Below are 23,551 nucleotides of genomic sequence, written 5' to 3'. Positions count from 1 at the left end.
GGGGCGTCGGCGGGCGGTAGGGCTCGGGGCGGCAGCCGCCTGCGGCCCTTCGGGCTTCGCTGCTGCTCCTCGCGTCAGGCGGGGTCCGCGCAAACTCGCTTCGCTCAAACACGCGCGGCCCTGATCCGCCTGCCGCTGCGGTGCTCGCCGCAGGCTCCACAGCCGCCCCAAGCCCTACCGCCCGCCGACGTGGACGCGACCGTTGAGCATCTGCCCTGCGGCGGGCGCCCACCCACGGAGCGCAACGACCACAAAGCCCAAGCTGACCGAGGAACGAAGAAATGCTCACAGTCAAGAACATCCACCAGTACTACGGCGGCTCCCACATCCTGCGCGATGTGAGCTTCACCGCCACGCTCGGCAAGGTCACCGTGCTGCTCGGTCGCAACGGCGTCGGTAAGACGACGCTGCTGAAGTCGCTGATGGGCCTTGTGCCGATCAAGAGCGGCAGCATCGAATTCGACGGCCAGCCGATCCAGAAGAAGACGCCCTACGAACGCGCCCGCGCCGGCATGGGCTTCGTGCCGCAGGGCCGCGAGATCTTCGCGCGGCTCACGGTCGAAGAGAACCTGCGCATGGGCCTGGCCTACAAGAGCGGCAGCACGCCGATCCCGGTCGAGCTGTTCGAGCTGTTTCCGGTGCTCAAGCAGATGATCAACCGCCGCGGCGGCGACCTCTCCGGCGGGCAGCAGCAGCAGCTGGCCATCGCCCGCGCGCTGGCGCCCAAGCCCAAGCTGCTGATCCTCGACGAGCCGACCGAAGGCATCCAGCCGTCGATCATCAAGGACATCGGCCGCGTCATCCGCATGCTGGCCGACCGTGGCGACATGGCCATCGTGCTGTGCGAGCAGTACTACGACTTCGCGCAGGAACTGGCCGACGACTACCTCGTGATGGAGCGCGGCGAGGTCATCGCGCGCGGCTTGGGCAAGGACATGGAAGCCAACGGCGTACGGCAACTTGTCGCCATCTGAACCGCATGGCCCGCCGCCTGCAGCGGCGCGCCCTGCGTGCTATGGTTCGATGACCAAGGGTTAACCCTGGTCGTCGGGCGTGGTTCACGCGCTCGGCCTGCTCGCACGCTCGCTCTGCCATGACCACCTCCTCCTTGTCTTCCGAACTCGACGCCGATGCGTCTTCTTCCGTGCGCGCGCCCGACGCCGACCGCACCCTGCTGCGCGCCGTGCTGGCGCTCGGTGTCGGCGGCTTCTCCATCGGCACCGGCGAATTCGTGATCATGGGCCTGCTGCCCGAAGTCGCCACCGACATCGGCGTGAGCATTCCCCAGGCCGGCCATGTCATCAGCGCCTATGCGCTGGGCGTCGTGATCGGTGCGCCCGTGCTCGCCGTGCTGGCGGCCGGCTGGAACCGCCGCGCATTGCTCATCGCGCTGATGGGCATCTATGCGCTCGGTAACTTCGCGTCGGCACTGGCACCGGGCTACCTGTCGCTCAACCTCCTGCGCTTTCTCACCGGGCTGCCGCACGGCACCTACTTCGGCGTCGCGGCGCTGGTGGCCGCCACGCTGGCACCGCCCGGGGCGCGTGCGCGTGCGGTCGGGCTGGTCATGCTCGGGCTCACCGGGGCCACGCTGGTGGGCGTGCCCATCGCGGCCTGGCTGGGGCAGCACTTCGGCTGGCGCGCCGCCTTCGTTTTCGTCGGGCTCATCGCGGTGCTGGCCATGGTGCTGCTGCGCCGCGGCGTGCCCGACATGCCGGCGACGGCGGGCGCCAGCCCGCTGCGCGAGCTCGACGCACTGCGCCGTCCGCAGGTCTGGCTCACGCTCGGCATCGGCGCCATCGGCTTCGGCGGGATGTTCGCCGTCTTCAGCTACATCAAGCCGACGCTCACCGAAGTGGCCGGGCTGTCGGTGGGCCATGTGCCCTTCGTGCTCGCGCTGTTCGGCCTCGGCATGGTGGCGGGCAACCTGGTCGGCGCCCGACTGGCCGACAAGTCGCTCATGCGCACCATCGGCGGCCTGCTGGTGTGGTCGGTGGCGGTGCTGGTGCTGTTCGTCTTCGCGGCGCAGCACGTGGTCACGGCGGCCATTGCCACCTTCCTGATCGGCACCGTCGTCGCCATCGGGCCAGCCCTGCAGATCCGCCTGATGGACGTGGCCGGCGAAGCGCAGACGCTGGCAGCCGCGCTCAACCATTCGGCCTTCAACATGGCCAACGCGCTCGGCGCCTGGCTGGGCGGCCTGGCCATCAGTGCGGGCCTGGGCTGGACATCGACCGGTTGGGTCGGTGCGCTGCTGGGCTTGGCCGGGCTGGGCATCTTCGCCTGGGCGCTGGCCGACGCCCGGCGCCGCGCCGCACACTGAGCTACCTGCGCTCGGTGATGACGGGGCTTTCGGCACTCCCCATCGGCGGCGCAATGTCTTCCAGCGATCGCCGCTCCGCGTTCACGCCCCAGCGCAGCGCGATCAAGCCGGCGCCGATCACCAGCGCCGCGCCGATGCCGTAGCCGACAGTGACCGCGCCGCGGCTGCCGGTGTCGATCAGCACGCCGAAGAGCCATGGCGCCACGAAGCCACCGGCCCCCGTGCCTACCGCGTAGAACAGCGAGATCGCCAAGGCGCGCATCTCCAGCGGGAACACCTCGCTCACCGTCAGGTAGGCCGAACTCGCGGCGGCCGAGGCCAGGAAAAACACCGCCGACCAGCACAACGCCTGCGTCAGCGCGGTCAACCAGCCGGCCATGAAGGCCGCGCCGGTCAGCGCCAGGCCGACGCCCGACAGCGTATACGTGAAGGCGATCATCCGGCGCCGCCCGACGCGGTCGAACAGCGGGCCGAGCAGCAGCGGCCCCAGCACATTGCCCAGCGCGAAGGGAAAGATGTAGAGCGCCACGCGGCCCTCGGGCACGTCATGGAAGCGCGTGAGCACCAGCGCATAGGTGAAGAAGATCGCGTTGTAGAAGAAGGCCTGCGACACCATCAGTGCGAGGGCGACCACGCTGCGCTGCCGATAGCGGTGGAACAGCACCTGCGCCACCTGCCCCATCGACGGCGCTGCATGCCGCACGAAGCCGAGCCGTTCGGTCACCGGCGCCAGCGGCCCGTGCTGCGCCGCCACCTCGGCCTCGATGCGTTCCATGATCGCGTGGGCCTCGTCGGCGCGGCCGTGGGCGATGAGCCAGCGCGGGCTTTCGGGCACGTCGCGCCGCACCAGCAGGATCGCAATGGCCAACAGGGCGCCCAGCGCAAAGCCGGCGCGCCAGCCCCACACGGGCCCCAGCACGCGTGGGTCGAGCAGCACCAGGCTCATGCCGGCGCCCAGCGCGGCGCCGACCCAGAAGCTGCCGTTGATCGCCAGGTTGACGCGGCCGCGCACCCGTGCCGGAATGAGCTCGTCGATGGCCGAGTTGATGGCCGCGTACTCGCCGCCGATGCCCACGCCCGTCATGAAGCGGCAGAACGCGAAGAAGAGGAAGCCCGGCGAGAAGGCGGTCGCGAAACTCGCCACCGTGTAGACCGCCAGCGTGATGAGGAAGAGCTTCTTGCGCCCCCACCGGTCGGCCAGCCGGCCGAACACCAGCGCGCCGACGACCGCACCACCGATGTAGAGCGAGCCCGCACCGCCGATCTGCGCAGCGCTCAGGCCGAGCGTGTCATCGCGTTCAAGCACACCGCCGAGCGAGCCGACCAGCGTGACCTCCAAACCGTCGAGCACCCAGGCGATGCCCAGTGCGATCACCACGCGCCAGTGCCAGCGCGACCATGGCAGGCGGTCGAGGCGGGCGGGAATGTCGGTGTGGACGGCAGTCATCGGCCGAGCCACTGTGAGCCGTTGTGCGCGTCTACGCTGTCGGTGCAGGGCTCGACCCGGCGCGTCGTCACAGGCCTGCGCTACATCGACCAGATGCGCGGCGCCGCGCTGCGCAGCTGCCACAGCTCCGCGCGCCAGGCCTGCCACACCCGCCGCAGCAGCTGCATCGCGGGTTCGACCACCGGCGCGAGCACGCGCAGCACGACCACCTCGGCATGCGGCGCGGTGGCGCCTGCGCTCATCGCCATCGGATGCGCATCGGCCAGGGCCCGCGCACTGTCGAGCAGCGACGCGCGGCGCGCCTTCGAGATCGGCGCGCCGGCCACGAAGAAGAGCGACGCGAGGCAGCGCTGGCCGGCCAGGCCGATCGGGCTCTGCAGCAGACGGTGGTCGGCAGCGTCGATGCGGCCGCGTTCGAGCCACACGCCCGGCACCTCGATGTGCTGCAGCAGGCTGCCGCGCTCGAAGGGCAGGTCGGCGTTCGGCAGGCCGAGGGCGGTCACGTCCCAGCCCAGCAGTTCGGCACCGGGCGCGAGTTCCATTCGCAGGCGGTTCTCGGCCTTGCAGCCGCTGTAGCAGAGCGCCTCGAGCGGCAGCCATTCGAGGCGCGCCTCGGCCGCCAGCGTGACCTGCGTGCGTTGCACCGCGGCCTCGCCTTCGGAGCGGTAGAAGCGCGTCGCGCCCGGCGTGGTAACCAGGCCGTGGCTGCCGGCCGCGCCGGTGATGGCGATGTCCAGCGTGTCGCCGCCGACCAGCCCACCGGGCGGGTGCACCAGCACGTTGTGGCAGACCGCATTGCCCTCCGGGTAGAGGCTCTGCAGGATGCGCAGCGGGCCTTCGTGGCGAAAGCGTGCGACGGAGCGTTGGTGTTCGGCGCTGTAGTCGAGCGCGAGTCGGGCGTGCCAGGGCATGCGGGGAGTCTATCGGCGCCCTAATCCTTCCAGGCGCCCTCGTGCGCCGCGCTGGCCTCGCCGATGAGCGCCGGCCCGATGCATTCGATCGAATGTGGCGAGGCGGCAAACACGTCGCGGCAGGACAACTCGGCATCGCGCTGGTCGCCGCGCTCGCCGCGGAACAGGCGCAGCCGTTCGGCGTCGATGCCGAACACCACGCGGCCGATGTTGGCCCAGAAGATCGCGCCCGCGCACATCACGCAGGGCTCGGCCGAGGAATAGAGCGTGGCGCCAGCCATCAGCTCCCGGCTCGGGCGTTTGCCGGCCAGGGCGCGGATGGCGGTGACTTCGGCATGGCCGGTGACGTCGCCCGTCTCGGCGCTGTTGCAGTAGCCCTCGGCCAGCACCTCGCCGTCGCCGGAGACGATGACGGCGCCGAAGGGCCGGTTGCCGCGCCGTCCGCTGGCATGCGACCAGAGGATGGCCTTGCGCAGATAGCGGCCGTCGCGTTCGCCGAGCGTGATTTCGGGGGGGTGGGGGAGGGTGTTTTTCGATTTCATGGCGTCGGGTCGATGCATGCAGGACACATGCCAATGATCGCGCAACCCCGGGGTCGGACAATCTCCGCCCTGCCACTTTGGAGGTGCAGCGCGCGGCACGGTGCGGCGCTACCATCGTTCCTCTTCACCAGGAGTGCGACCATGGCCACCCGAGGCTTCACCGGACGACGCCCGAGCGCTGCTTTTGCGAGCCGCCTGCCGCCGGGCCAGTTCGAAACCGACGACTTTCCCGTGCTGTCGAAAGGGCCGACGCCGCGCGTCGACCTCGCAACCTGGCGCTTCACCCTCAGCGACGGCCCGCGCCCGCTGGCGAGCTGGAGCTGGGCCGAATTCGAGGCGCTGCCGCACACGGCGTGGCAGGGCGACATCCATTGCGTCACCACCTGGTCGAAGTTCGACACGCGCTGGGAAGGCGTCAGCATCGACGACCTGCTCGCCGCGGCCGGCGTGGCGGCGCCGAGCGCCTACACGCTCGCCATCTCGCACGACGACTACGACACCAACGTGCCCGCCGCCGATCTGCTCGACGGCCGCGCGATGGTCGCCACCCGCTTCAACGGCGCACCGCTCGCAGCCGAGCATGGCGGCCCGGCGCGGCTGCTGGTGCCGCACCTCTACTTCTGGAAGAGCGCCAAGTGGATCAAGGGCCTGCGCTTCACCGCGCGCGACGAGGCTGGGTTCTGGGAGCTGCGGGGCTACCACCTGCGCGGTGATCCGTGGCGCCAGCAGCGCTACTCGGACGATCCGTGAGCGGCGCGCCGCCGTCGCTCTGGCCCTCGCCTTGGCATGACGCGGTGGTCGAGCGCGTTGCGCCGCTCACGCCGCGCATCGTCAGCGTGTTCCTGCGCGCGCCGCTGGCCACCGGGCTGGCCGGCCAGCACCTGGTGGTGCGACTCACCGCACCCGACGGCTATGCCGCGCAGCGCAGCTATTCCATTGCTTCGGCGCCAGGTGCGATGCCGATCGAACTCGTTGTCGAGAAGCTGGAGGACGGCGAGGTCTCGCCCTTCTTCCACGAGGTGGTGGCGGCCGGTGACCGCATCGAGGTGCGCGGCCCGATCGGGGGGCATTTCGTCTGGCGCCCGGCCGATGGCGGACCGCTGCTGCTGGTCGGCGGCGGCTCGGGCGTGGCGCCGTTGATGGCGATGGTGCGGGATTGGCACGCGTCCGGTGCTGACGTCCCATTGCTGCTGGTGGTGTCCGCGAGGACGTGGGACGAGCTGGCCTTTCGCGATGAGCTGATCGCGCTGGAGGCGCACGCGCCGCTGCTGCGCTTCGTCGCGGTCACCACGCGCGACACGGCCCACCGGCCGGGTGACCTCGTGCAGCGTCTCGACAGCGCGGCGTTGCAGCGGCTGCTGACCGCGTGGGGCCACGCGCCTGCCCATGCCTTCGTCTGCGGCGCCAACCGCTTCGTCGAGGCGGTCAGCACCGGCCTGCTCGACGCGGCCGTGCCCGCCGAGCGCATCCGCACCGAGCGCTACGGTGGCGCAGGCTGAGCATTTTTTCTCGACAACTGTCCATCAGGAGACCCCATGAGCATTTCAGTCCGACGCGACGGCACGACGGGCACCCGCCACACGGTGCGCATCCGCAACGAGGCCTTCGCCGCCGACGTCACGCAGCCGGACGGGCAGGGTGCCGCCACGCCGCATGATCTGTACGACGCCTCGCTCGCGGCCTGCAAGGCGCTCACGGTGATGCTCTATGCCCAGCGCAAGAACATGCCGATCGAGGACATCGAGGTGCTGGTCGACCGCGACGACAGCGAGGAGCGCAAGGGCCTCTACCGCCTCAAGACCTCGCTGCGTGTGACGGGTGCGCTCGACGAAATACAGCGCGCGGAACTGCTGCGCGTGGCCGCCAAGTGCCCGATCCACAAGCTGATGACCGAGGTCACGACCGAGATCGAAACCGGCTGGGCTTGAAACTCTCAGTCCGGCCGCGGCGCCGGCGCCACACCGGGCGGCAGCGACGCGGTGCTCACGCGGAACACATGCTGCTCGGGGTCGCTCAGCACGGCCTGCCACTGGCCGTAGTAGGTGGCGTACGGCGCCTTCAGCACCCGGCCGCCGGCGGCTGTGGCTTCGCGCACGGCAGCGTCGACGGCTTCGGGCGTGTCGAGCATGAAGGTCGGGTAAGCCGTCACTGGCGGCGTGGTCGCCGCATCGGGTGCGCGGTCTGCCAGGCCGAGCAGCGCATAGGCCGTTGCCGCATTGAAGCCGAACTGCACGCCGTCGTGCTCCAGCGCGCGGTAGATCGGCGATCGGCTGTGCACCGCTTCGGGCCAGCCGAGCAGCCGCGCGTAGAAGGCCAGCTGTGCCTCGACGTCGCGGCACAGCAGGTTGAACCACAGCGTCATGCCACGCCTTCCGTGACCGCCTGTTTCTGCAGCCCGTAGGTCTTGCGGTACATCTCCTGGAGGTGTTCGCCGGCCGTGCAGGGCGTGTAGCGCGGCGCTTCGCCAGCGGGCACGGTGCCGGGGACGGGAACGATGCGCGCGAGGTATTCGGGCTCGTAGAAGAAGGGGATCGAATAGCGCGCGGCACCGCCCGAGAAGGTGTTGCGCACGCGGTGCGGGTTGGAGTGGTACAGCCCGTTGGTCCAACGCGGGATCATGTCGCCGAGGTTCACGACGAAGCTGCCTTCCATCGGCGTGGCCGCGACCCATCTGTCATCGGGCATCTGCACTTCGAGGCCGCCGTGCGCATCCTGCGCGAGGATGGTGACCGCGCCCCAGTCGGTGTGCGCGCCGGCGCCGAAGGTGCGCTCGTCGGCACCCTCGGGATGCGGCGGGTAGCGCACCATGCGCAGCGTGACCATCGGGTCGTGGCAGGCCGCATCGAAGTAGTGCTCGGGCAGGTCGAGCGACAGCGCCATCAGCTGCATCAGGCGCAGCGACAGGGCATTCATCGCGTCGATGTAGGCCTCGCAGTGCGCGCGCACGTCGGGCAACTCGGCCGGCCACTGGCTCGGCCCGTAGGTCTGGTAGCCAGCCTTCACGTAGGGATGGTCGGCCGGCCAGTCCATGCCGCAGTAGAAGCTCTCCTTGAGGTCGGGCTTCATCGCGGCGTCGAGCGTCTGCGCGCCCAGGCCTTCGTAGCCCCGCATGATCGGCGAGTGCTGGATCGACAGCGCCTCGCGCCGTTCGATCGGCAGCGCCATCAACCGCCGCGTGATGTCGAACTGGCGCTCGACCATCGCGGGGTCGATGCCGTGGTGGCGCACGTAGAAGAAACCGGACGCCATGGCCGCCGAGCGGAGTTCGCGCGCCACCTGGGTGCTGCGCGGACCGCCGGGCACCCGCGCGTCGCTCAGGTCGAGGACCGGAATGCCCATGGTGCTTTGCCCCTTCAGGCCTTCAGCTGGCGGTCGGCGGCCGACGGCAGGAACTTGTCGGCGAAGAAGTCCGGCACGGTCGGCATGCTCTTCAAGCCGAACGCCGCGACGGTCTCGTCGATGGTGGCCTGCAGGCGCGCGGGCGTCGCCGCGCCCCAGCCATTGGCGCGCACCTCGGCGGTCTTCATGGTGCCGTCGACGATGAGCTGCAGCCGCTCGGTCTCGATTTCCTGGTTGGCCAGCGGCTCGCGCGTCTTGACGGCGGCGCCACCGGCCTTCGGGTCGGCGATGCAGTCGATCCAGCCGCGCGTGGTGGCCTTCACGAAGGCGCGCATCGCATCGGCCTGCTCCATGCTTTTCGCGTTGGCGACCAGGCCGTTGCCGTACGACTTCATGCCGAAGTCGGAGAAGCGAAACACGGTGAGCTGCTCGGGGCCCATGCCGCGCGCCTTGAGGTTGAGCAGGCCGGTGAAATAGAAGTAGGCCGAGGCGTCGAAGTCGCCCTTGACGAAGCGCGTGTCGCCGATGTCGGGTGCCACGTTCTCCCACTTCACGCCCGAGGGGTCGAAGGCCTGCGCCTTGGCGAACACCGGGAACAGCTTGCGCGACGCGTTGAAGGGTTGGCCGAGGATGGTCTTGCCCGCCAGGTCGGCCGGCTTCCTGATGGCGCCGTCCTTGCGCACGATGATCGAATTCGGGTTCAGGTCGTACTGGATCGCCACGGCCTTGAGCGCGGCCTGCGGGTTGGCGACGTTGAACTCGATCATCGACGACAGGTCGGCCGACGCCACGTCATAGGCGCCGCTGGCCACCAGGCTGATGGCGGCGGTCGAGCCGTTGCCGGTGTCGATGGCGACGTCGAGGCCCGCATCCTTGTAGTAGCCGCGCTGGTGCGCCAGCAGGAAGCCGGCACCCGAGGCCTCGACCTTCCAGCCGAGGTTGAACTTGAAGGGCTTGAGCGAACCCTGGGCGCGGACAATGGGCGTGGCGGCGACGAGCGCGCTGGCCCCGGCGATGCGAAGGAGGGAACGGCGTTGCATGGGGCTTCCGTGGAAAAACGGGACGTTGTGGCAACGTCGATTTGCACGATCCATGCCATTCGCGGAGGTGCCGATGCCCCGCGCATGCACCACCGTGTGGCAGCGCCGCCCCAGGCAAGTTCGACTGCGCCACAGGGTCAAAGCGGAAGTCTTTGCCAGCGCGGCCCTGACGCGGCATCATCCGCACCCGAGAGTAGAAGCGTTCACCAGCCAGTCGCGTTTGCGCAAGACCTTCAGGGGTTGGCAGGAAATTGCTCTTGAAGTTTTCAACTTTCAGGACCAAGACCATGACCGCTGCAACGACCCCCGTCGGCTACGACCTCGCCGAGCTTCAGAGAGAAACGCGCATGGGCGCGATGGGCTCCATCAACACGACGCGCGACATCCGCCGCATCGACCTGTCCGACTTCGAGGCCCGCAAGGCCGAGATCGCCGACCAGCTCTGGGAGGCCGCCGTCGACGTCGGCTTCTTCCAGCTCATCCACCACGGCATCGACCTTGGCGAGATCCGCGGCGCTTTCGACATGGCCGAGCGCTTCTTCGCACTGCCCGAGAGCGTCAAGCGCCAGTACCCGCTGAAGAAGGCGCTCAACGCCGGCTGGGAAAGCCGGGCGCAGGTGCGGCCGTCCACCGGCACGCCCGACCAGAAAGAGAGCTACCAGATCACCCGCCCGCACATGGGCGAGCTCTTCCCCACCGAGGAGGAACTGCCGGGCTTCGTCGAGAAGATGCTGGGCTTCGAGCGCCAGAGCTGGGAGATCGCCATGCGCGTGCTCTCGTGCTTCGCCTACAAGCTGGGCTTCGACGACGCGTTCTTCACCCGTGCGCACGACCAGGGCAAGCCGAGCTACCAGAGCACGCTGCGCCTGCTGCACTACTACGCGATCCCGGCCGACGTGCAGGACAAGCTCGACCTGTGGCGCGCCGGTGCGCACACCGACTTCGACTGCCTCACGCTGCTGTACCAGCGCCAGGGCCAGGGCGGCCTCGAGGTCTGTCCGGGCAAGGAGATGGACGCGCAGGAGTGGACGCCGATCCCGCCCGACGGCGACGCCATCACCTGCAACATCGGCGACATGCTGATGCGCTGGAGCGACGACCAGCTGCCGAGCAACTTCCACCGCGTGAAAAACCCGCTGCCGGGTGAGTACATGGGCCCGCGCTACAGCATCGCCTTTTTCGCGCAGGCCAACCGCGACGCCATCATCGAAAGCCCCGGCAAGACGCACCCGCCGATCACGGCCGGCGACTTCCTGAATCAGCGCGTCGCGGCGAACTTCAAGGCGTACTGAGCCGCAGCACCTGCCCGTCGCCGATGAAGGCCTCGCCGACGAGCAGGCGGAACGCGAGCCCCGGCCGGAGTCGCGGCAGCGCCGCTTCGGGCGCCATGAATTCCACCGGCAGCGTCTGCAGCGTGCCGCGCCGGAACGACCGACCCGGCCCGACCTGCCAGCGTACCGAGAAGCCTTCGTTGCCGATCACCAGCGCGCAGTGGTGCAGGCCCTCTGCGATCGGGAGGTCCTCGGACGGAACGCCGGCAGGGCGCAGGGTCAGCTCGACCCAGGCGTGGGGCTCGAAGGGCGTGTCTTCGCGCGGTGGCGCAGCCGGTGCCGCCGCCATGGCAGTGGCCGCCTTCTTCAAGGCACGCGCGGCGCGCATGCGCGTGACCAGCCAGGCGATGATGTTGCCGACGATCGGGATCCACAGCAGCATGAGCAGCGTGCCGACATCGCGCTGCGTGCTGCCGGGCGCCGACAGCTGCCGCAAGGCCGCGCCCCCGAGGGCGACGCACAGGAGGATGACGACGATGAGTCGGCGTCGGGCTTGGATCTGGGTCAGGGGTGGCATGGGGCGATGGTCACGGCGGGAGCCCGCACTGTAACCAACGCCACCATCGCGGGCCGGAAGATCGCTCCTACTCGCCCTGCGAACCCCGATGCGCCCAGCCGGTGGTGCGCTTCTCGATCACGCTGAACAGTTCGTACATGCCCATGGCCATCGCGCCCACCACCATCAGGCCGGCGAAGGCCAGGCCCATCTGCATGGCCGAGCCGGCCGAGATGAGCAGGTAGCCGATGCCTTCGTTCGCGGCGGTCATCTCCGACACCGTGGTGCCGACGAAGGCCAGCGTGATCGCGACCTTGAGCGACGCGAAGAAGTACGGCATGGAGCGCGGCAGGCCGATCTTCATCAGCACGTCCCAGCGCTTGGCGCCCAGCACGCGCAGCACGTCTTCCAGCTCGGGTTCGAGCGTGGCGAGGCCGGTCGCGATGTTCACCATGATCGGGAAGAAGCTGATCAGGAAGGCCGTGAGGATGGCCGGCCCGACGCCGATGCCGAACCACACCACCAGGATCGGCACGAAGGCCGCCTTGGGCAGCGCGTTGAAGGCGGTCATCAGCGGGTACATCGCGGCATATGCGAGACGCGAGCTACCGATGACGAAGCCCAGCAGCACGCCCACCACGATCGCCAGGCCGAAGCCCGCCATCGTCACCCAGAAGGTGCGCCAGGCGTGGCCCGCGATGATGGTCTTGAACTCCCAGAACTGCTCCCAGATGCGCGACGGGCTCGGGAAGATGAAGTCCGACACGCCGAAGCCGCGGCAGACGATTTCCCACAGCAACAGCACGGCAATCAGCAGGAACCAGGGCGACCAGCGCTCGATCTGCTTGCTGTTCTTCATCATGAGGCGGCTCCTGCGGCCGCGGTTTGCGCCTGGCTGATGCCCAAGTTGCGGATGGCCCCGATGTGGCCGCGCAGTTCGAGCACGATGTCGGTGAACTCCTTGGTGTAGGTCACTTCCAGCTCGCGCGGGCGCGGCAGCTCGATCTCGCGCTTGACCACGAAGCGGCCGGGCGACTTGCTCATCACGTAGACCGTGTCGGCGAGGAAGACGCTCTCACGCAGGTCGTGCGTCACCAGGATCACGTTGAACTGCTGCTCGGTCCAGAGGTCGCGCAGGATGCACCACAGCTCCTCGCGCGTGAACGCGTCGAGCGCGCCGAAGGGCTCGTCGAGCAGCAGCATCTTCGGCTCGTGGATGAGCGCGCGGCAGATGCTCGCGCGCTGCTGCATGCCGCCGGAGAGCTGCCAGGGGAACTTGTCTTCATAGCCCGCGAGGCCGACCTTCTGCAGCAGCTTGCGCGCGCGCCCCACGTATTCGCGGCGCTTGGCCTTGAAGCTCGAGCGGTAGGGTTCGACGATCTCGAGCGGCAGCAGCACGTTGTCGACCGTGGTGCGCCAGGGCAGCAGCGACGGCGCCTGGAAGGCCATGCCCGAGATCTTCAGCGGGCCGGTGACGGGCGCGCCATCGATGCGGATCTTGCCCATCGACGGCATCTTCAGCCCGGTCGTGAGCTTCATGAAGGTCGACTTGCCGCAGCCCGAGGGGCCGACGATGGCGATGAATTCGCCACGCTTGACCTTCAGGTCGATCGCCTCGACCGCGAAGTGGTTGGCGCGCAGCAGCTCCTCGTTGTAGGCGAGCCAGACGTCCTGAAAGTCGACGAAGGGCGCTGAAGGGGCGACAGCGCCGGCGGTGTCGCCCATCACTTCTTCAGGATGTTGAGTTCGGCGGCGCTCGGCAGCATCGAGCCGTTCCACACCGCATCGGAGTTCACGCGCGACTTGGTGTTGAACGCGTCCGACACCTGCGAAGCCATCAGCGACAGGCGGCCGGCATTCACATTGCCGAAGCCTTCGGCCTTGGCGTCGGGGCTGTTGATCACGGTGTCGATGGCCAGCTGCAGGCGGCGCGTCTCGAGCTTGGAATCGATGATGCCGTCACGCGCCTTGACCGACTCGATCGCCACGGCTGGGTTGGCGATGACTTCCTTCGCGCCCTTGGCGAAGGCCGAGAGGAATTTCTTCACCGCTTCCGGGTTCTCCTTGATGAGCTTGGGCGACGCGATGATCACGTTGCCGTAGAGCTTCACGCCGTAGTCGGGGTAGGGCAGCACCACCACGTCCGACGCCTTGGCGCCGCGCGCTTCGAGGTTGAGCAGCGAGGTGAAGGTGAAGCCGGTGATGGCATCGATGTCGCCGCGCATCAGCATGGTTTCGCGCAGCGTCGGGTCCATCGCGGTCCACTGCACGGCGCCGATGTTGTTGGCCTTGGCGAAGATCGGGAAGGCGCGGCGGCCGGCGTCGAACACCGGGGCGCCCAGCTTCTTGCCCGCGAGATCGGCCGGCTTGGTGATGCCGCTCTTCTTGAGCGCCATGACCGAGGCCGGCGTGTTGTTGTAGACCATCATGACCGCGACCGGCTTGTTGGGTGCGTCGGGGTTGTTGGCGTGGAATTCCATCAGGGCGGCCAGGTCGGCGAAACCCATTTCGTAGGCGCCCGAGGCCACGCGCGTGACCGTGCCGCCCGAGCCGTTGCCCGCATCGATCGCCACGTCGAGGCCGGCGGCCTTGAAGTAGCCCTTGGCAGCCGGATGCGTGAAGAGCGCGGCGGGCCCTTCGAAGCGCCAGTCGAGCTGGAACTTGATCGGCGTCTGGGCGTGCGCGGCAGGGATGCCGAAGGCGAGCGCCGAGGCGGCGAGGAAGGACTGAAGCAGGTGGCGCTTGTTCATGAACGGAGTCTCTTGCAATGGAATGTCACCGATTCAAGCAATATCGGTGCCCGCACGCCATTGGTGCGAACCTCCATCCCGTCCCAAACAGGTGCGGTAAGGACGTGCCAATGAAAACGCCCCGGACGGCGCACCGTACCGGGGCGTAAATCGCCGGAATGCCCTATTTCTGGATGGCGGCCTGGGCCACGGCCAGTGCCGTCATGTTCAGCACCCGACGCACCGTGGCCGATGGCGTGAGGATGTGTGCCGCGGCCGAAGCGCCGAGCAGGATCGGGCCCACGGTGATGCCGTTGCCGCCGGTCATCTTCAGCACGTTGAAGAGGATGTTCGCAGCGTCGAGGTTCGGGCAGATCAGCAGGTTCGCTTCGCCGGTCAGCGTGCTGGTGGGCAGCGACTGGCGGCGGATGTCTTCGGACAGCGCGGCATCGCCCTGCATCTCGCCGTCGCATTCGACGTCGGGCGCCAGTTGGCCGAACAGCTCGCGCGCGATGCGCATCTTGCGGGCGGAGCCGCGCTCGGAGGTGCCGAAGTTCGAATGCGACAGAAAGGCAACCTTGGGCGGCAAGCCGAAGCGGCGCACTTCCTCGGAGGCCATGAGCGCGATGTGCGCCAGCTGCTCGGCCGTCGGGTCCTCGTGCACGCTGGTGTCGGCGATGAAGAGCGTGTACTTCTCCAGCGTCAGCGCGTTCATCGTCGCGAAGCCCGGCGCACCGCGTTTCACGCCCAGCAACTGGTTGAGGATCTTCAGGTGGCTGTCGAAGCGGCCGACCAGCCCGCACAGCATCGCGTCGGCGTCGCCCAGGTGCACCATCAGCGCGGCGATGGTGGTGTTGGACCGGCGCACCATCGCCTTCGAGGCTTCCGGCGTGATGCCGTGCCGGCCCATCAGTTTGTGGTACGCCTCCCAGTACTGGCGGAAGCGGGCGTCGTTCTCGGGGTCGACCACGTCGGCGTCGACTTCCAGCCGCAGGTGCAGGCCGGCCTTCTTGATGCGGGCCTCGATCACGGCAGGGCGGCCGATCAGGATGGGGCGCGCCAGGCCTTCGTCGACCGCCAGTTGGGCGGCGCGCAGCGCGCGGTCGTCCTCGCCTTCGGCATAGGCCACGCGCTTCTTCGTCGCCAGCTTGGCCGCGCCGAAGACCGGGCGCATGAACATGCCGGTCTGGTAGACGAAGCGGGTGAGGTGCTGCCGGTAGGCTTCCATGTCCTCGATCGGGCGTGCGGCCACGCCGGAGGCGGCGGCCGCCTTGGCCACCGCGGGCGCGATGCGCAGGATCAGCCGCGAGTCGAAGGGCTTGGGGATGATGTAGTCGGGGCCGAAGGAGAGTTCCTGGCCGGCGTACGCCGTGGCCACTTCTTCGCTGATGTCGGCCTTGGTCAGCTCGGCGATCTCGCGCACGCAGGCCAGCTTCATTTCCTCCGTGATCTTGCTGGCGCCGCAATCCAGCGCGCCACGGAAGATGTACGGAAAGCACAGCACGTTGTTGACCTGGTTCGGGTAGTCCGAGCGGCCGGTGGCGATGATGCAGTCGGGCCGCACTTCCTTGGCCAGTTCGGGGCGGATCTCCGGCTCGGGGTTGGCCAGCGCCAGCAGGATGGGCTGCGTCCCCATGCTTTTCACCATGTCCTGCGTGACTACGCCGGGCGCCGAGCAGCCGAGGAAGACGTCGGCGTTCTTCATCACGTCGGCCAGGGTGCGGTCGCCGGTGTCCTTCTGCGCATAGCGCGACTTCGACTCGTCGAAGCCGCCCGGGCGGCCCATGTAGATCAGGCCCTTGGAATCGACCGCGAAAATGTTGGCCGGCTTGGCGCCCAGGCCCACCATCACGTCGAGGCAGGCGATGGCGGCGGCGCCCGCGCCCGAGACCGCGATCTTCACGTCGCCGATCTTCTTGTTCACCAGTTCCAGGCCGTTGATGAGCGCAGCGGCCGAGATGATGGCGGTGCCGTGCTGGTCGTCGTGGAACACCGGAATGTTCATGCGCTCGCGCAGCTTCTTCTCGATGTAGAAGCACTCGGGCGCCTTGATGTCCTCGAGGTTGATGCCGCCCAGGGTGGGCTCGAGCGCCGCAATGATGTCAACCAGCTTGTCGGGGTCGTTCTCGGCCAGCTCGATGTCGAACACGTCGATGCCGGCGAACTTCTTGAAGAGGCCGCCCTTGCCCTCCATCACCGGCTTGGCGGCCAGCGGGCCGATGTTGCCCAGGCCCAGCACCGCGGTGCCGTTGGTGACCACGCCGACCAGGTTGCCGCGGGCAGTGAACTCGGCCGCGAGGCTCGGGTCGGCCTGGATGTCGAGGCAGGGGTAGGCCACGCCGGGCGAGTAGGCGAGCGACAGGTCGCGCTGGTTGAGCAGCGGTTTGGTCGGCGTGACGGAAATCTTGCCGCGGACCGGGCTGCGGTGGTATTCGCGCGCCGCTTCGCGCAGTGCTTCTTCGGCGGGGGAAAGTTTGGTGGCCATGGGGCTCTCCGTTCGATGTCGCAAAAAATCAGGGAGAGAGGCTACCCCAAAGCGGCGGGGCTCTGCAGGGGGAACCCCCGGGGGCCGGCGGCACCGGCCAATGCGTTACAGCGGCGGCGGGCCGTCTTTCTCGCCGGTCGCCTCGGCGTCCTCGTTCGCAGCCACGAACAGGCTCCACACCGCCATGAACAGCGCGGCGACCACCGGCCCGATCACGAAGCCGTTGATGCCGAAGAGCGCCATGCCGCCGATGGTCGAGATCAGCACCACGTAGTCGGGCATTTGCGTGTCCTTGCCCACCAGCAACGGGCGCAGGATGTTGTCGATCAGGCCGATCACGAAGACGCCGACGAAGACCAGGCCGAGGCCCTTGGCGATCGCGCCGGTCGCCAGGAAATAGATCGCCACCGGCCCCCAGATCAGCGCGGCACCCACGGCCGGCAGCAGCGACAGAAAGGCCATCACCACGCCCCACAGCAGCGCGCCCTGCACGCCGAGCACCGCCAGGGCGATGCCGCCGATGGTGCCCTGCACCGCGGCAACCACCACGTTGCCCTTGACCGTCGCACGGATCACGGTGGTGAACTTGTTCAGCAGGTAGTGCGTGTGCGGCCGGGCCAGCGGCAGCGCCTCGCGGATCGTCTTGGACAGGTCGGCCCCGTCGCGCAGCAGGAAGAACAGCAGGTAGAGCATGACGAAGAAGCTCGCCACGAAATCGAAGGTGTTCTGGCCAATGCTGAGCGCCTGCTGCGCGATCATCTGCGAGCCTTGCGCCGCGGTGTCGGCCAGCTTGGCAAGCAGCGCTTCCATGTTGCCCAGCCCGAAGCGGTCGAGCAGATTCAGCAGGGGCCGGGGCAGTGCGCTGACCACTTGCTGGACGTAGCTGACGAAATTCAGTTCGCCCGAGCGGATGCGCTGCGTCACCGTCGCAACGTCCTGCACCAGGGAGCCGGCGATCATCGACAGCGGCAGGAACACGATCACCAGGCAGATCCCCAGGGTGGCCAGCGCCGCCAGCGTGCGCCGCTTCTTGCCCATCTTCGCGAGCAGCCGCTTGTAGAGCGGGTTGAAGAGGATGGCCAGCGCCACCCCCCACAGCACGGCGCCGGCAAAGGGCAGCAGGATCCAGAAGAAGGCGACCGTGACGGCCGCCAGCAGGAACAGGAAGAAACCGCGCTGGAGTTGGGGAGAGATCATGGGCGCTTCGACTGTAGCCGAGCCGAGGGCCGTTGCCACAGCGATGCCGCTCAGGTGTTCAACCGTTCAACCGTTCAGGCGAGCAGGTCGGCCACCGTGCGCGCAATCACCTTGGTGGCGCCGCGCAGGTCCTCCAGCATCACGCGCTCGTCGCTGCGCTTGGCATGCGACTCCAGCACGGTGCGCGGCCCGGCACCGTAGATGACGCCGGGAATGCCTGCCTCGCCGTAGAGCCGTACGTCGGTGTACAGCGGCGTGCCCATCGCCGGAATCGGCTCGCCGAAGATCGCCTGGCCGTGCGTCTGGATGGCGTCGACCAGCGGCTGGTTGCCCGGCAGCGGCCGCATCGAATTGGCCAGCAGCAATCGCTTGATGTCGACCGTGATGCCCGGGCATTGCGCGGCCGCCTCGGCGATCACGCGGCGGATCGCGGCCTCGACCTCGGCCGGGTTTTCCTCCGGGATCATCCGGCGGTCGAGCTTGAATGTCACCTTGCCGGGCACCACGTTGGTATTGGTGCCGCCTTCGATGCGGCCGACGTTCAGGTACGGATGCGTGATGCCCTCGACAGCCGAGGTCCGCTGCTTGTACAGCGCGTTCTGCGCATAGAGCGCGTTGAGGATGTGCACCGCGCCCTGCAGCGCGTCGACGCCGGTGGACGGGATGGCGGCGTGGGCCATCTTGCCGTGCACCGTCACTTCCATCTGCAGGCAGCCGTTGTGGGCGGTTACCACTTCGTAGCTGAAGCCGGCGGCGATCATCAGGTCGGGCTTCGTCAAGCCCTGGCTCAGCAGCCAGCCCGGGCCGAGCAGGCCGCCGAATTCCTCGTCGTAGGTGAAGTGCAGTTCGATCGCGCCCTTCGTGGGCTTGGCCACGGCTTCCAGCGCGCGCAGCGCGAAGGTGAAGCTGGCGAAGTCGCTCTTGCTGACCGCCGAGGCGCGGCCGTAGAGCGCGCCGCCCTCGATCTCGCCGCCGTAGGGGTCGTGCGACCAGGCGTCGCCGGGCGGCACCACGTCGCCGTGGGCGTTGAGCGCGACCGTGCGGCCCGGGCCGTAGGCGCGCCGCACGATCAGGTTGGTGATGGATTCGAGGCCGTAGTCCTTCACCTGCTGCGTCGGCACCGGGTGCTTCTCTGCCGTCAGGCCGAAGCCTTCGAGCAGTTCGGCGGTGCGCTCGGCGTGCGGCGCGTTGTTGCCGGGCGGGGTGTCGGTGGGGACGCGGACGAGTTCCTGCAGGAAGCGCACTTCTTCGTCGAAGTGGGTGTCGATCCAGGCGTCGAGCTTGGCGTAGTCGGTCATGGGGTCGCGGTGGCGTGTTCGGTGGCTAGGTTGTCGAGCAGCGTCCGGAAGGCTTGCACCGCCAGGTCGATGTCGTCGTTGGTGCTCGCTTCGAGCGGGTTGTGGCTGATGCCCGAGTTGATGCCGCGCACGAAGAGCATCGCCTGCGGCATGACCTCGTGCAGCTTCATCGCGTCGTGGCCGGCACCGCTGGGCATGCGGAAGATCGGCACGCCGAGCGCGTCGACGGCGCGTTCCCAGCGTTGTTGCCAGGCCGGCGCACTCGGCGCGGCGGCAGCCTGCATGGTGAGTTCGCGCGTCTGGCGCAGGCCGCGGCGCTCGGTGATCTCGTCGAAAGCGGCCAGCACGTCGGCGGCCAGCGCGTCGCGTTGGGCATCGTTCGGCGCGCGCAGGTCGAGGCTGAAGCGGCAGCGGCCGGGCACCACGTTGATGGAGCCGTTGGGCACCTCGAGCATGCCTGCCGTGGCGACCGAATCGCCGTCCTGGGCGGCGCGCTTTTCCGTGTACAGGATGAGCTCGGCGACGCCGGCCGCCGCATCGCGCCGGCGGTCCATCGGTGTGGTGCCCGCATGGCTCGCCATGCCGATCATTTCGCACACGTAGCGCACGCTGCCGTTGATGGAGGTGACGATGCCCAGCGGCAGTTCGAGCTCGTTGAGCACCGGGCCCTGCTCGATGTGCACCTCGACGAAGCCGAGGTAGCGCGCCGGGTCGCGCTGGATGGCGGGAATCTCCTGCTCGCGCAGGCCGGCATGCTGCATGGCGTCGCGCATCGTCACGCCCTGCGCGTCCTTCTGCGTCAGCCAGTCGGGGTTGAAGTGGCCGATGAGCGCACCCGAGCCGAGGAAGGTTGCCTTGTAGCGCTGGCCTTCTTCTTCGGCGAAGGCGACCACCTCGAAGCCGAAGGGCAGGCGGCGGCCCTGGCGTGCGAGTTCGCGCACGCAGGCGATGGGCACGAAAATGCCCAGTCGCCCGTCGTACTTGCCGCCGTTGCGCACGGTGTCGTAGTGCGAGCCGGTGAGCAACGCGCGCGCGCCGGGCACGGAGGCTTCGTAGCGGCCGACCACGTTGCCGACGGCATCGATCTCGACCGTGTCGAAGCCGACCTCGTGCATCAGCCCGGCGATCTGCGCGGCGCAGGCGCGGTGCGCGTCGGTCAGGTAGGTGACGGTGAGCTGGCCCTTTTCCTTGAAGCCCGGGTCGCTGTGCTCGGCGAGCTGCTCCTGCCAGTCCCACACGTCGTTGCCCAGCGCGGGCGTCACGCCGAACTTGTCGTTCAGGCGGATCTCGGCGATGCGGTGGATGTTGCGCAGCGACTCGGCGCGCTCGAAGTCCGCGTGGTTGTCCAGGCGGCGCTCGAAGGTCTCGATGATCTCGCGCTTGCCCAGGCCGGTGCCGCGCGGCCCGCGCACGGCGAGGATGAAGGGGAAGCCGAACTTCGCGCCATAGGCGGCGTTGAGCTGGCGGATCTTCTCCAGTTCGTCGGGCGTGCAGTCGGTCAACCCCGCCTTGCGCTGTTCGTTCGTGGACTCGGCGGTCAGCGTGTTCGTCGTCATGGCCTTGCCGGCCAGTTCGGGGTGGGCGCGGATCAGGCCGAGCTGCGCATCGGCGCCGGCATCGTTCACGACCCGCGCCATCGCGTGCTTCAGGTGCTGCAGCGATCGGAAGGGCCGCGCGGCCAGTGCCTTCTCGGCGATCCAGGGCGAATGCTCGTACACGCCGTCGAGCAGGGCGACGGCGTCGGTGGCCGAGGTGGCGTTCAGTTCATCGATGCTCAGCGGCATGTCATTCCCCTGCGACGGGTTGGAACGGGTGCACCTGCTTCCAGTGCCGGGCGATGTCGATGCGTCGGCAGACCCACACCCGCTCGTGGCGCTGCACGTGGTCGAGGAAGCGGCGCAGCGCGCCGATGCGGCCGGGCTTGCCCAGCAGGCGGCAGTGCATGCCGATGCTCATCATCTTCGGTGCGTCCTCGCCTTCTGCATAGAGCGCGTCGAAGCTGTCGCGCAGGTAGGTGAAGAAGTGGTCGCCGGTGTTGAAGCCTTGCGTCTGCACGAAGCGCATGTCGTTGCAGTCGAGCGAGTAGGGCACGACCAGGTGCGGCGCGATGGTGCCGTCGCTCTTCTCCACCTGCATCCAGAAGGGCAGGTCGTCACCGTAGTAGTCGCTGTCGTACTCGTAGCTGCCCTGGTCGACCACCAGGCGGCGGGTGTTGGGGCTGTCGCGGCCGGTGTACCAGCCCAGCGGCCACTGGCCGCCGGTCATGTCGCGGATGACGTGCGTGGCCAGGTCGAGATGGCGCTTCTCGGTCGCAATGGGCAGGTTCTGGTAATGAATCCAGCGCAGGCCGTGGTTGGCAATCTCGTAGCCGTTCTTCAGGAAGGTCTCGACCAGTTCCGGGTAGCGCTGCAGCGCCATGCCGACACCGAAGACCGTGAGCGGCAGGCCGCGCGATTCGAATTCCTTCAGGATGCGCCAGACGCCGGCGCGCGAGCCGTACTCGTACATCGACTCCATCGTCATGTGGCGGTTCTCGTAGGCCTGCGCGGTGATGAGTTCCGACAGGAAAGTTTCGGAGCTCGGGTCGCCGTGCAGCGGGTTGTTCTCGCCGCCTTCCTCGTAGTTGAGGACGAACTGCACGGCGATCTTCGCCTGGCCGGGCCACTGGGCGTGGGGCACGTGGCGGCCGTAGCCGACGAGGTCGCGGGGGTAGGGCGTGGGGACGGTGTCGCTCATGGTGGGGCGCCGCGGTCAGGACAGCGCAAGTGAGATGTCGTTGGTCGGCACCTGGCGGTCGAAGGTCAGGCTGGCCTCGACATGTTCCAGGTGTTCGGTCATCAGGCGCACGGCCCGTTCTTCGTCTCGGGCCGCCAGCGCTTTCACGATGTCGGCATGTTCTTCGTTGGAGTGCACGGCCGCCACCGGCCGTTGGTACATCAGCGTGATCAGGGCGCAGCGCGAAACCAGCTCGCCCAGCATCTGCGCCAGCACCTGGTTGCCCATCAGCTCGGCCATCCGGACGTGGAAGTCGCCCAGCAGTTCGTTGCCGCGGGCGCCGACGCCGGCGGCAACCGCCGCCTTCTCGTTCGCTACATGCTCGCGCAGCGCCCTGATGCGGGCCGGCGTGACCTCGCGCACGAAGGCGCGCGTCATCTCGGCTTCGAGCATGCGCCGCACCGCGAAGACCTGCCGGGCCTCGTCGACCGCCGGTGCCGCCACGAAGGCGCCGCGCGCCGGCTCGAGCCGGATCAGGCGGTTCTGCGAGAGCTGGAACAAGGCTTGCCTCACCAGCGTGCGCGACACCCCGAAGTGGTCGGCGAGCTTCTGTTCGGCCAGCTTGCTGCCCGGCTGCAGGCGATGCTCGACGATGGCCTTGGTCAGGGCTTCGACGATCGTGCCGGTGGGGGAGGGCTCCATGGATTCATGATAGACCCAAAGCCAATAACTGTATACACTTTTGTTCACCAAACGAACCGCCGGCGTGCCGGAGACCGAAGGAGCAACCCATGGGCCTGAGCACCCACGTACTCGACACGATGCACGGCGCGCCCGCCGTGGGCATGGCCGTCTCGCTGTACACCACGCAGGGCGACAGCGCGACGCTGGTGAAACGCTTCACCCTCAATGCCGACGGCCGCAGCGACGGCCCGCTCTACGACAACCACACCATCCGCGTCGGCACCTACCGCCTGACCTTCGAGGTGGCGGCCTATTTCAAGGCGCGCGGCGTGCAACTGCCCGAGCCCAACTTCCTCGACAAGGTCTCGCTCGACTTCGGCGTGGCGCACACCGACCAGCACTACCACGTGCCGCTCCTGGTGAGCCCTTGGAGCTACTCGACCTACCGAGGCTCCTGAGTTAGACCTAGAGCTGACCTTCCGTCAGTGTGTCGAGCTGGAAGTGGCCGCCCTTGTCCCACAGCCAGGTGTCGGTCCAGGTCACGCGGCCGAGCTGCGTGGCGGCCGGGAAGGGCGAGGCTTCGAGCACCGTGCGCTCGATTTCGGCGATGACTTCCGGCGCGTGTTTCGGCGCACGCATCCAGTGCATCGACAGCACCTTGCCCTGCGTATCCAGGTTCACCTGCAGCGTGCCGACCGCATAGAGCAGCGCGGGCAGCTTGCCGCCGTAGATGCGCTGCTTGTTGGCGTCGTAGATGTGGCGCGCCGCGTCCTTGCGATAGTCGCGCGGGTTCGCCGCGGTCGATGCGCGGGGCACGGTGCGGGTGGCCGGGCCGGGCTCCGGCGTGGCGCCGCTGAGCTGGCCGGGCACCGGCGCCGTGATCGGGGCGGTCGGGCTGCTGCCGCAGCCGGCGAGCCACAGGGTGGCGAAGAGGGCGCCGGCGAGGGCGAAACGACGCGGTGAGAGGCTGCAAATCATCGCCGGGGTTATACCGTGCATACAGCCGTGCTCGGT

General features: G+C 68.4%; 24 protein-coding genes. 7 read left to right on the top strand and 17 right to left on the bottom strand.

What is annotated here, in order from left to right; translation table 11 throughout:
- The first annotated feature begins 281 nt into the window (after window positions 1–281).
- Both urtE and ACSFBE_RS10755 read left to right on the top strand, forming a co-directional pair.
- Window positions 282–974 (top strand): urea ABC transporter ATP-binding subunit UrtE, encoded by a 693-nt coding sequence (gene urtE, locus ACSFBE_RS10760; protein ID WP_435490366.1) that lies wholly within the window; start codon window positions 282–284, stop codon window positions 972–974.
- Between the two features lie 119 nt (window positions 975–1,093).
- A complete protein-coding gene (locus tag ACSFBE_RS10755; protein ID WP_435490365.1) occupies window positions 1,094–2,323 on the top strand; it encodes an MFS transporter in 1,230 nt (409 codons plus the stop codon).
- 1 nt (window position 2,324) lies between these two features.
- On the opposite strand, the gene ACSFBE_RS10750 is transcribed toward ACSFBE_RS10755, so the two are convergent.
- From ACSFBE_RS10750 to ACSFBE_RS10740, 3 genes are all read right to left on the bottom strand, one after another.
- Window positions 2,325–3,770: an MFS transporter gene (locus ACSFBE_RS10750; protein WP_435490364.1), complete on the bottom strand. Its 1,446-nt coding sequence runs from the start codon at window positions 3,768–3,770 to the stop codon at window positions 2,325–2,327.
- Between the two features lie 80 nt (window positions 3,771–3,850).
- Window positions 3,851–4,681 carry an urease accessory protein UreD gene (locus tag ACSFBE_RS10745; RefSeq protein ID WP_435490363.1) on the bottom strand — a complete coding sequence of 277 codons (831 nt, stop codon included), beginning with the start codon at window positions 4,679–4,681 and terminating at the stop codon, window positions 3,851–3,853.
- A gap of 20 nt (window positions 4,682–4,701) precedes the next feature.
- Complete coding sequence (locus ACSFBE_RS10740; protein ID WP_435490362.1) at window positions 4,702–5,223, bottom strand: nucleoside deaminase; 522 nt, start codon at window positions 5,221–5,223, stop codon at window positions 4,702–4,704.
- A 141-nt stretch (window positions 5,224–5,364) separates the two neighbouring features.
- On the opposite strand from ACSFBE_RS10740, the gene ACSFBE_RS10735 reads away from it, so the two are divergent.
- From ACSFBE_RS10735 to ACSFBE_RS10725, 3 genes are read left to right on the top strand one after another with little or no spacing between them, the layout of a single operon-like run.
- Complete coding sequence (locus tag ACSFBE_RS10735) at window positions 5,365–5,973, top strand: sulfite oxidase-like oxidoreductase (protein ID WP_435490361.1); 609 nt, start codon at window positions 5,365–5,367, stop codon at window positions 5,971–5,973.
- Window positions 5,970–6,722: an FAD-binding oxidoreductase gene (locus tag ACSFBE_RS10730; protein WP_435490360.1), complete on the top strand. Its 753-nt coding sequence runs from the start codon at window positions 5,970–5,972 to the stop codon at window positions 6,720–6,722. Before ACSFBE_RS10735 ends, ACSFBE_RS10730 begins: the two co-directional genes overlap by 4 nt.
- A gap of 36 nt (window positions 6,723–6,758) precedes the next feature.
- The gene (locus ACSFBE_RS10725; protein WP_435490359.1) at window positions 6,759–7,151 is read left to right on the top strand and encodes an OsmC family protein; all 393 of its coding nucleotides are present in this window, start codon (window positions 6,759–6,761) and stop codon (window positions 7,149–7,151) included.
- Between the two features lie 5 nt (window positions 7,152–7,156).
- On the opposite strand, the gene ACSFBE_RS10720 is transcribed toward ACSFBE_RS10725, so the two are convergent.
- From ACSFBE_RS10720 to ACSFBE_RS10710, 3 genes are read right to left on the bottom strand one after another with little or no spacing between them, the layout of a single operon-like run.
- Window positions 7,157–7,585 carry a VOC family protein gene (locus ACSFBE_RS10720; protein ID WP_435490358.1) on the bottom strand — a complete coding sequence of 143 codons (429 nt, stop codon included), beginning with the start codon at window positions 7,583–7,585 and terminating at the stop codon, window positions 7,157–7,159.
- Window positions 7,582–8,562: an isopenicillin N synthase family dioxygenase gene (locus ACSFBE_RS10715; protein WP_435490357.1), complete on the bottom strand. Its 981-nt coding sequence runs from the start codon at window positions 8,560–8,562 to the stop codon at window positions 7,582–7,584. Before ACSFBE_RS10715 ends, ACSFBE_RS10720 begins: the two co-directional genes overlap by 4 nt.
- Before the next feature lie 14 nt (window positions 8,563–8,576).
- The gene (locus ACSFBE_RS10710; protein ID WP_435490356.1) at window positions 8,577–9,602 is read right to left on the bottom strand and encodes an ABC transporter substrate-binding protein; all 1,026 of its coding nucleotides are present in this window, start codon (window positions 9,600–9,602) and stop codon (window positions 8,577–8,579) included.
- Window positions 9,603–9,889: 287 nt separating this feature from the next.
- Here ACSFBE_RS10710 and ACSFBE_RS10705 point away from each other — a divergent pair, with 287 nt between their 5' ends.
- A complete protein-coding gene (locus tag ACSFBE_RS10705) occupies window positions 9,890–10,894 on the top strand; it encodes an isopenicillin N synthase family dioxygenase (protein WP_435490355.1) in 1,005 nt (334 codons plus the stop codon).
- On the opposite strand, the gene ACSFBE_RS10700 is transcribed toward ACSFBE_RS10705, so the two are convergent.
- The 10 genes from ACSFBE_RS10700 to ACSFBE_RS10655 form a co-directional block, all read right to left on the bottom strand.
- Complete coding sequence (locus ACSFBE_RS10700) at window positions 10,881–11,450, bottom strand: hypothetical protein (RefSeq protein ID WP_435490354.1); 570 nt, start codon at window positions 11,448–11,450, stop codon at window positions 10,881–10,883. The two genes, ACSFBE_RS10705 and ACSFBE_RS10700, sit on opposite strands and share 14 nt — an antisense overlap.
- 67 nt (window positions 11,451–11,517) lie before the next feature.
- A complete protein-coding gene (locus ACSFBE_RS10695; RefSeq protein WP_286644604.1) occupies window positions 11,518–12,288 on the bottom strand; it encodes an ABC transporter permease in 771 nt (256 codons plus the stop codon).
- The gene (locus tag ACSFBE_RS10690; protein ID WP_435490353.1) at window positions 12,288–13,154 is read right to left on the bottom strand and encodes an ABC transporter ATP-binding protein; all 867 of its coding nucleotides are present in this window, start codon (window positions 13,152–13,154) and stop codon (window positions 12,288–12,290) included. Before ACSFBE_RS10690 ends, ACSFBE_RS10695 begins: the two co-directional genes overlap by 1 nt.
- On the bottom strand, window positions 13,154–14,179 hold the full coding sequence (locus ACSFBE_RS10685; protein ID WP_435490352.1) for an ABC transporter substrate-binding protein: 1,026 nt from the start codon (window positions 14,177–14,179) through the stop codon (window positions 13,154–13,156). The genes ACSFBE_RS10690 and ACSFBE_RS10685 overlap by 1 nt, the downstream gene beginning before the upstream one ends.
- A 163-nt stretch (window positions 14,180–14,342) precedes the next feature.
- Window positions 14,343–16,643 carry an NADP-dependent malic enzyme gene (locus ACSFBE_RS10680; protein ID WP_435490351.1) on the bottom strand — a complete coding sequence of 767 codons (2,301 nt, stop codon included), beginning with the start codon at window positions 16,641–16,643 and terminating at the stop codon, window positions 14,343–14,345.
- A 105-nt stretch (window positions 16,644–16,748) separates the two neighbouring features.
- Entirely contained in the window at window positions 16,749–17,840 is a 1,092-nt protein-coding gene (locus tag ACSFBE_RS10675; RefSeq protein ID WP_435490350.1) for an AI-2E family transporter, read from the bottom strand.
- A 74-nt stretch (window positions 17,841–17,914) separates the two neighbouring features.
- On the bottom strand, window positions 17,915–19,138 hold the full coding sequence (locus tag ACSFBE_RS10670; RefSeq protein WP_435490349.1) for a M20 family metallopeptidase: 1,224 nt from the start codon (window positions 19,136–19,138) through the stop codon (window positions 17,915–17,917).
- Window positions 19,135–20,922 (bottom strand): 2-oxo-4-hydroxy-4-carboxy-5-ureidoimidazoline decarboxylase, encoded by a 1,788-nt coding sequence (gene uraD, locus ACSFBE_RS10665; protein WP_435490348.1) that lies wholly within the window; start codon window positions 20,920–20,922, stop codon window positions 19,135–19,137. Before uraD ends, ACSFBE_RS10670 begins: the two co-directional genes overlap by 4 nt.
- Before the next feature lies 1 nt (window position 20,923).
- Window positions 20,924–21,874: an allantoinase PuuE gene (puuE, locus tag ACSFBE_RS10660; RefSeq protein ID WP_435490347.1), complete on the bottom strand. Its 951-nt coding sequence runs from the start codon at window positions 21,872–21,874 to the stop codon at window positions 20,924–20,926.
- A gap of 15 nt (window positions 21,875–21,889) precedes the next feature.
- Window positions 21,890–22,555, bottom strand: coding sequence for a GntR family transcriptional regulator (locus ACSFBE_RS10655; RefSeq protein ID WP_435490346.1), 666 nt, complete (start codon window positions 22,553–22,555; stop codon window positions 21,890–21,892).
- 89 nt (window positions 22,556–22,644) lie between these two features.
- Here ACSFBE_RS10655 and uraH point away from each other — a divergent pair, with 89 nt between their 5' ends.
- Window positions 22,645–22,995, top strand: coding sequence for a hydroxyisourate hydrolase (gene uraH, locus ACSFBE_RS10650; protein ID WP_435490345.1), 351 nt, complete (start codon window positions 22,645–22,647; stop codon window positions 22,993–22,995).
- A gap of 7 nt (window positions 22,996–23,002) precedes the next feature.
- On the opposite strand, the gene ACSFBE_RS10645 is transcribed toward uraH, so the two are convergent.
- Complete coding sequence (locus tag ACSFBE_RS10645; RefSeq protein ID WP_435490344.1) at window positions 23,003–23,515, bottom strand: hypothetical protein; 513 nt, start codon at window positions 23,513–23,515, stop codon at window positions 23,003–23,005.
- Between the last annotated feature and the right edge of the window lie 36 nt (window positions 23,516–23,551).

Source organism: Variovorax sucrosi (genome assembly GCF_051216635.1).
Taxonomy (GTDB): Bacteria; Pseudomonadota; Gammaproteobacteria; order Burkholderiales; family Burkholderiaceae_C; genus Variovorax.
The sequence above is the reverse complement of the archived record's forward strand: the minus strand, read 5'-3'. Positions and strand labels throughout refer to the sequence as shown.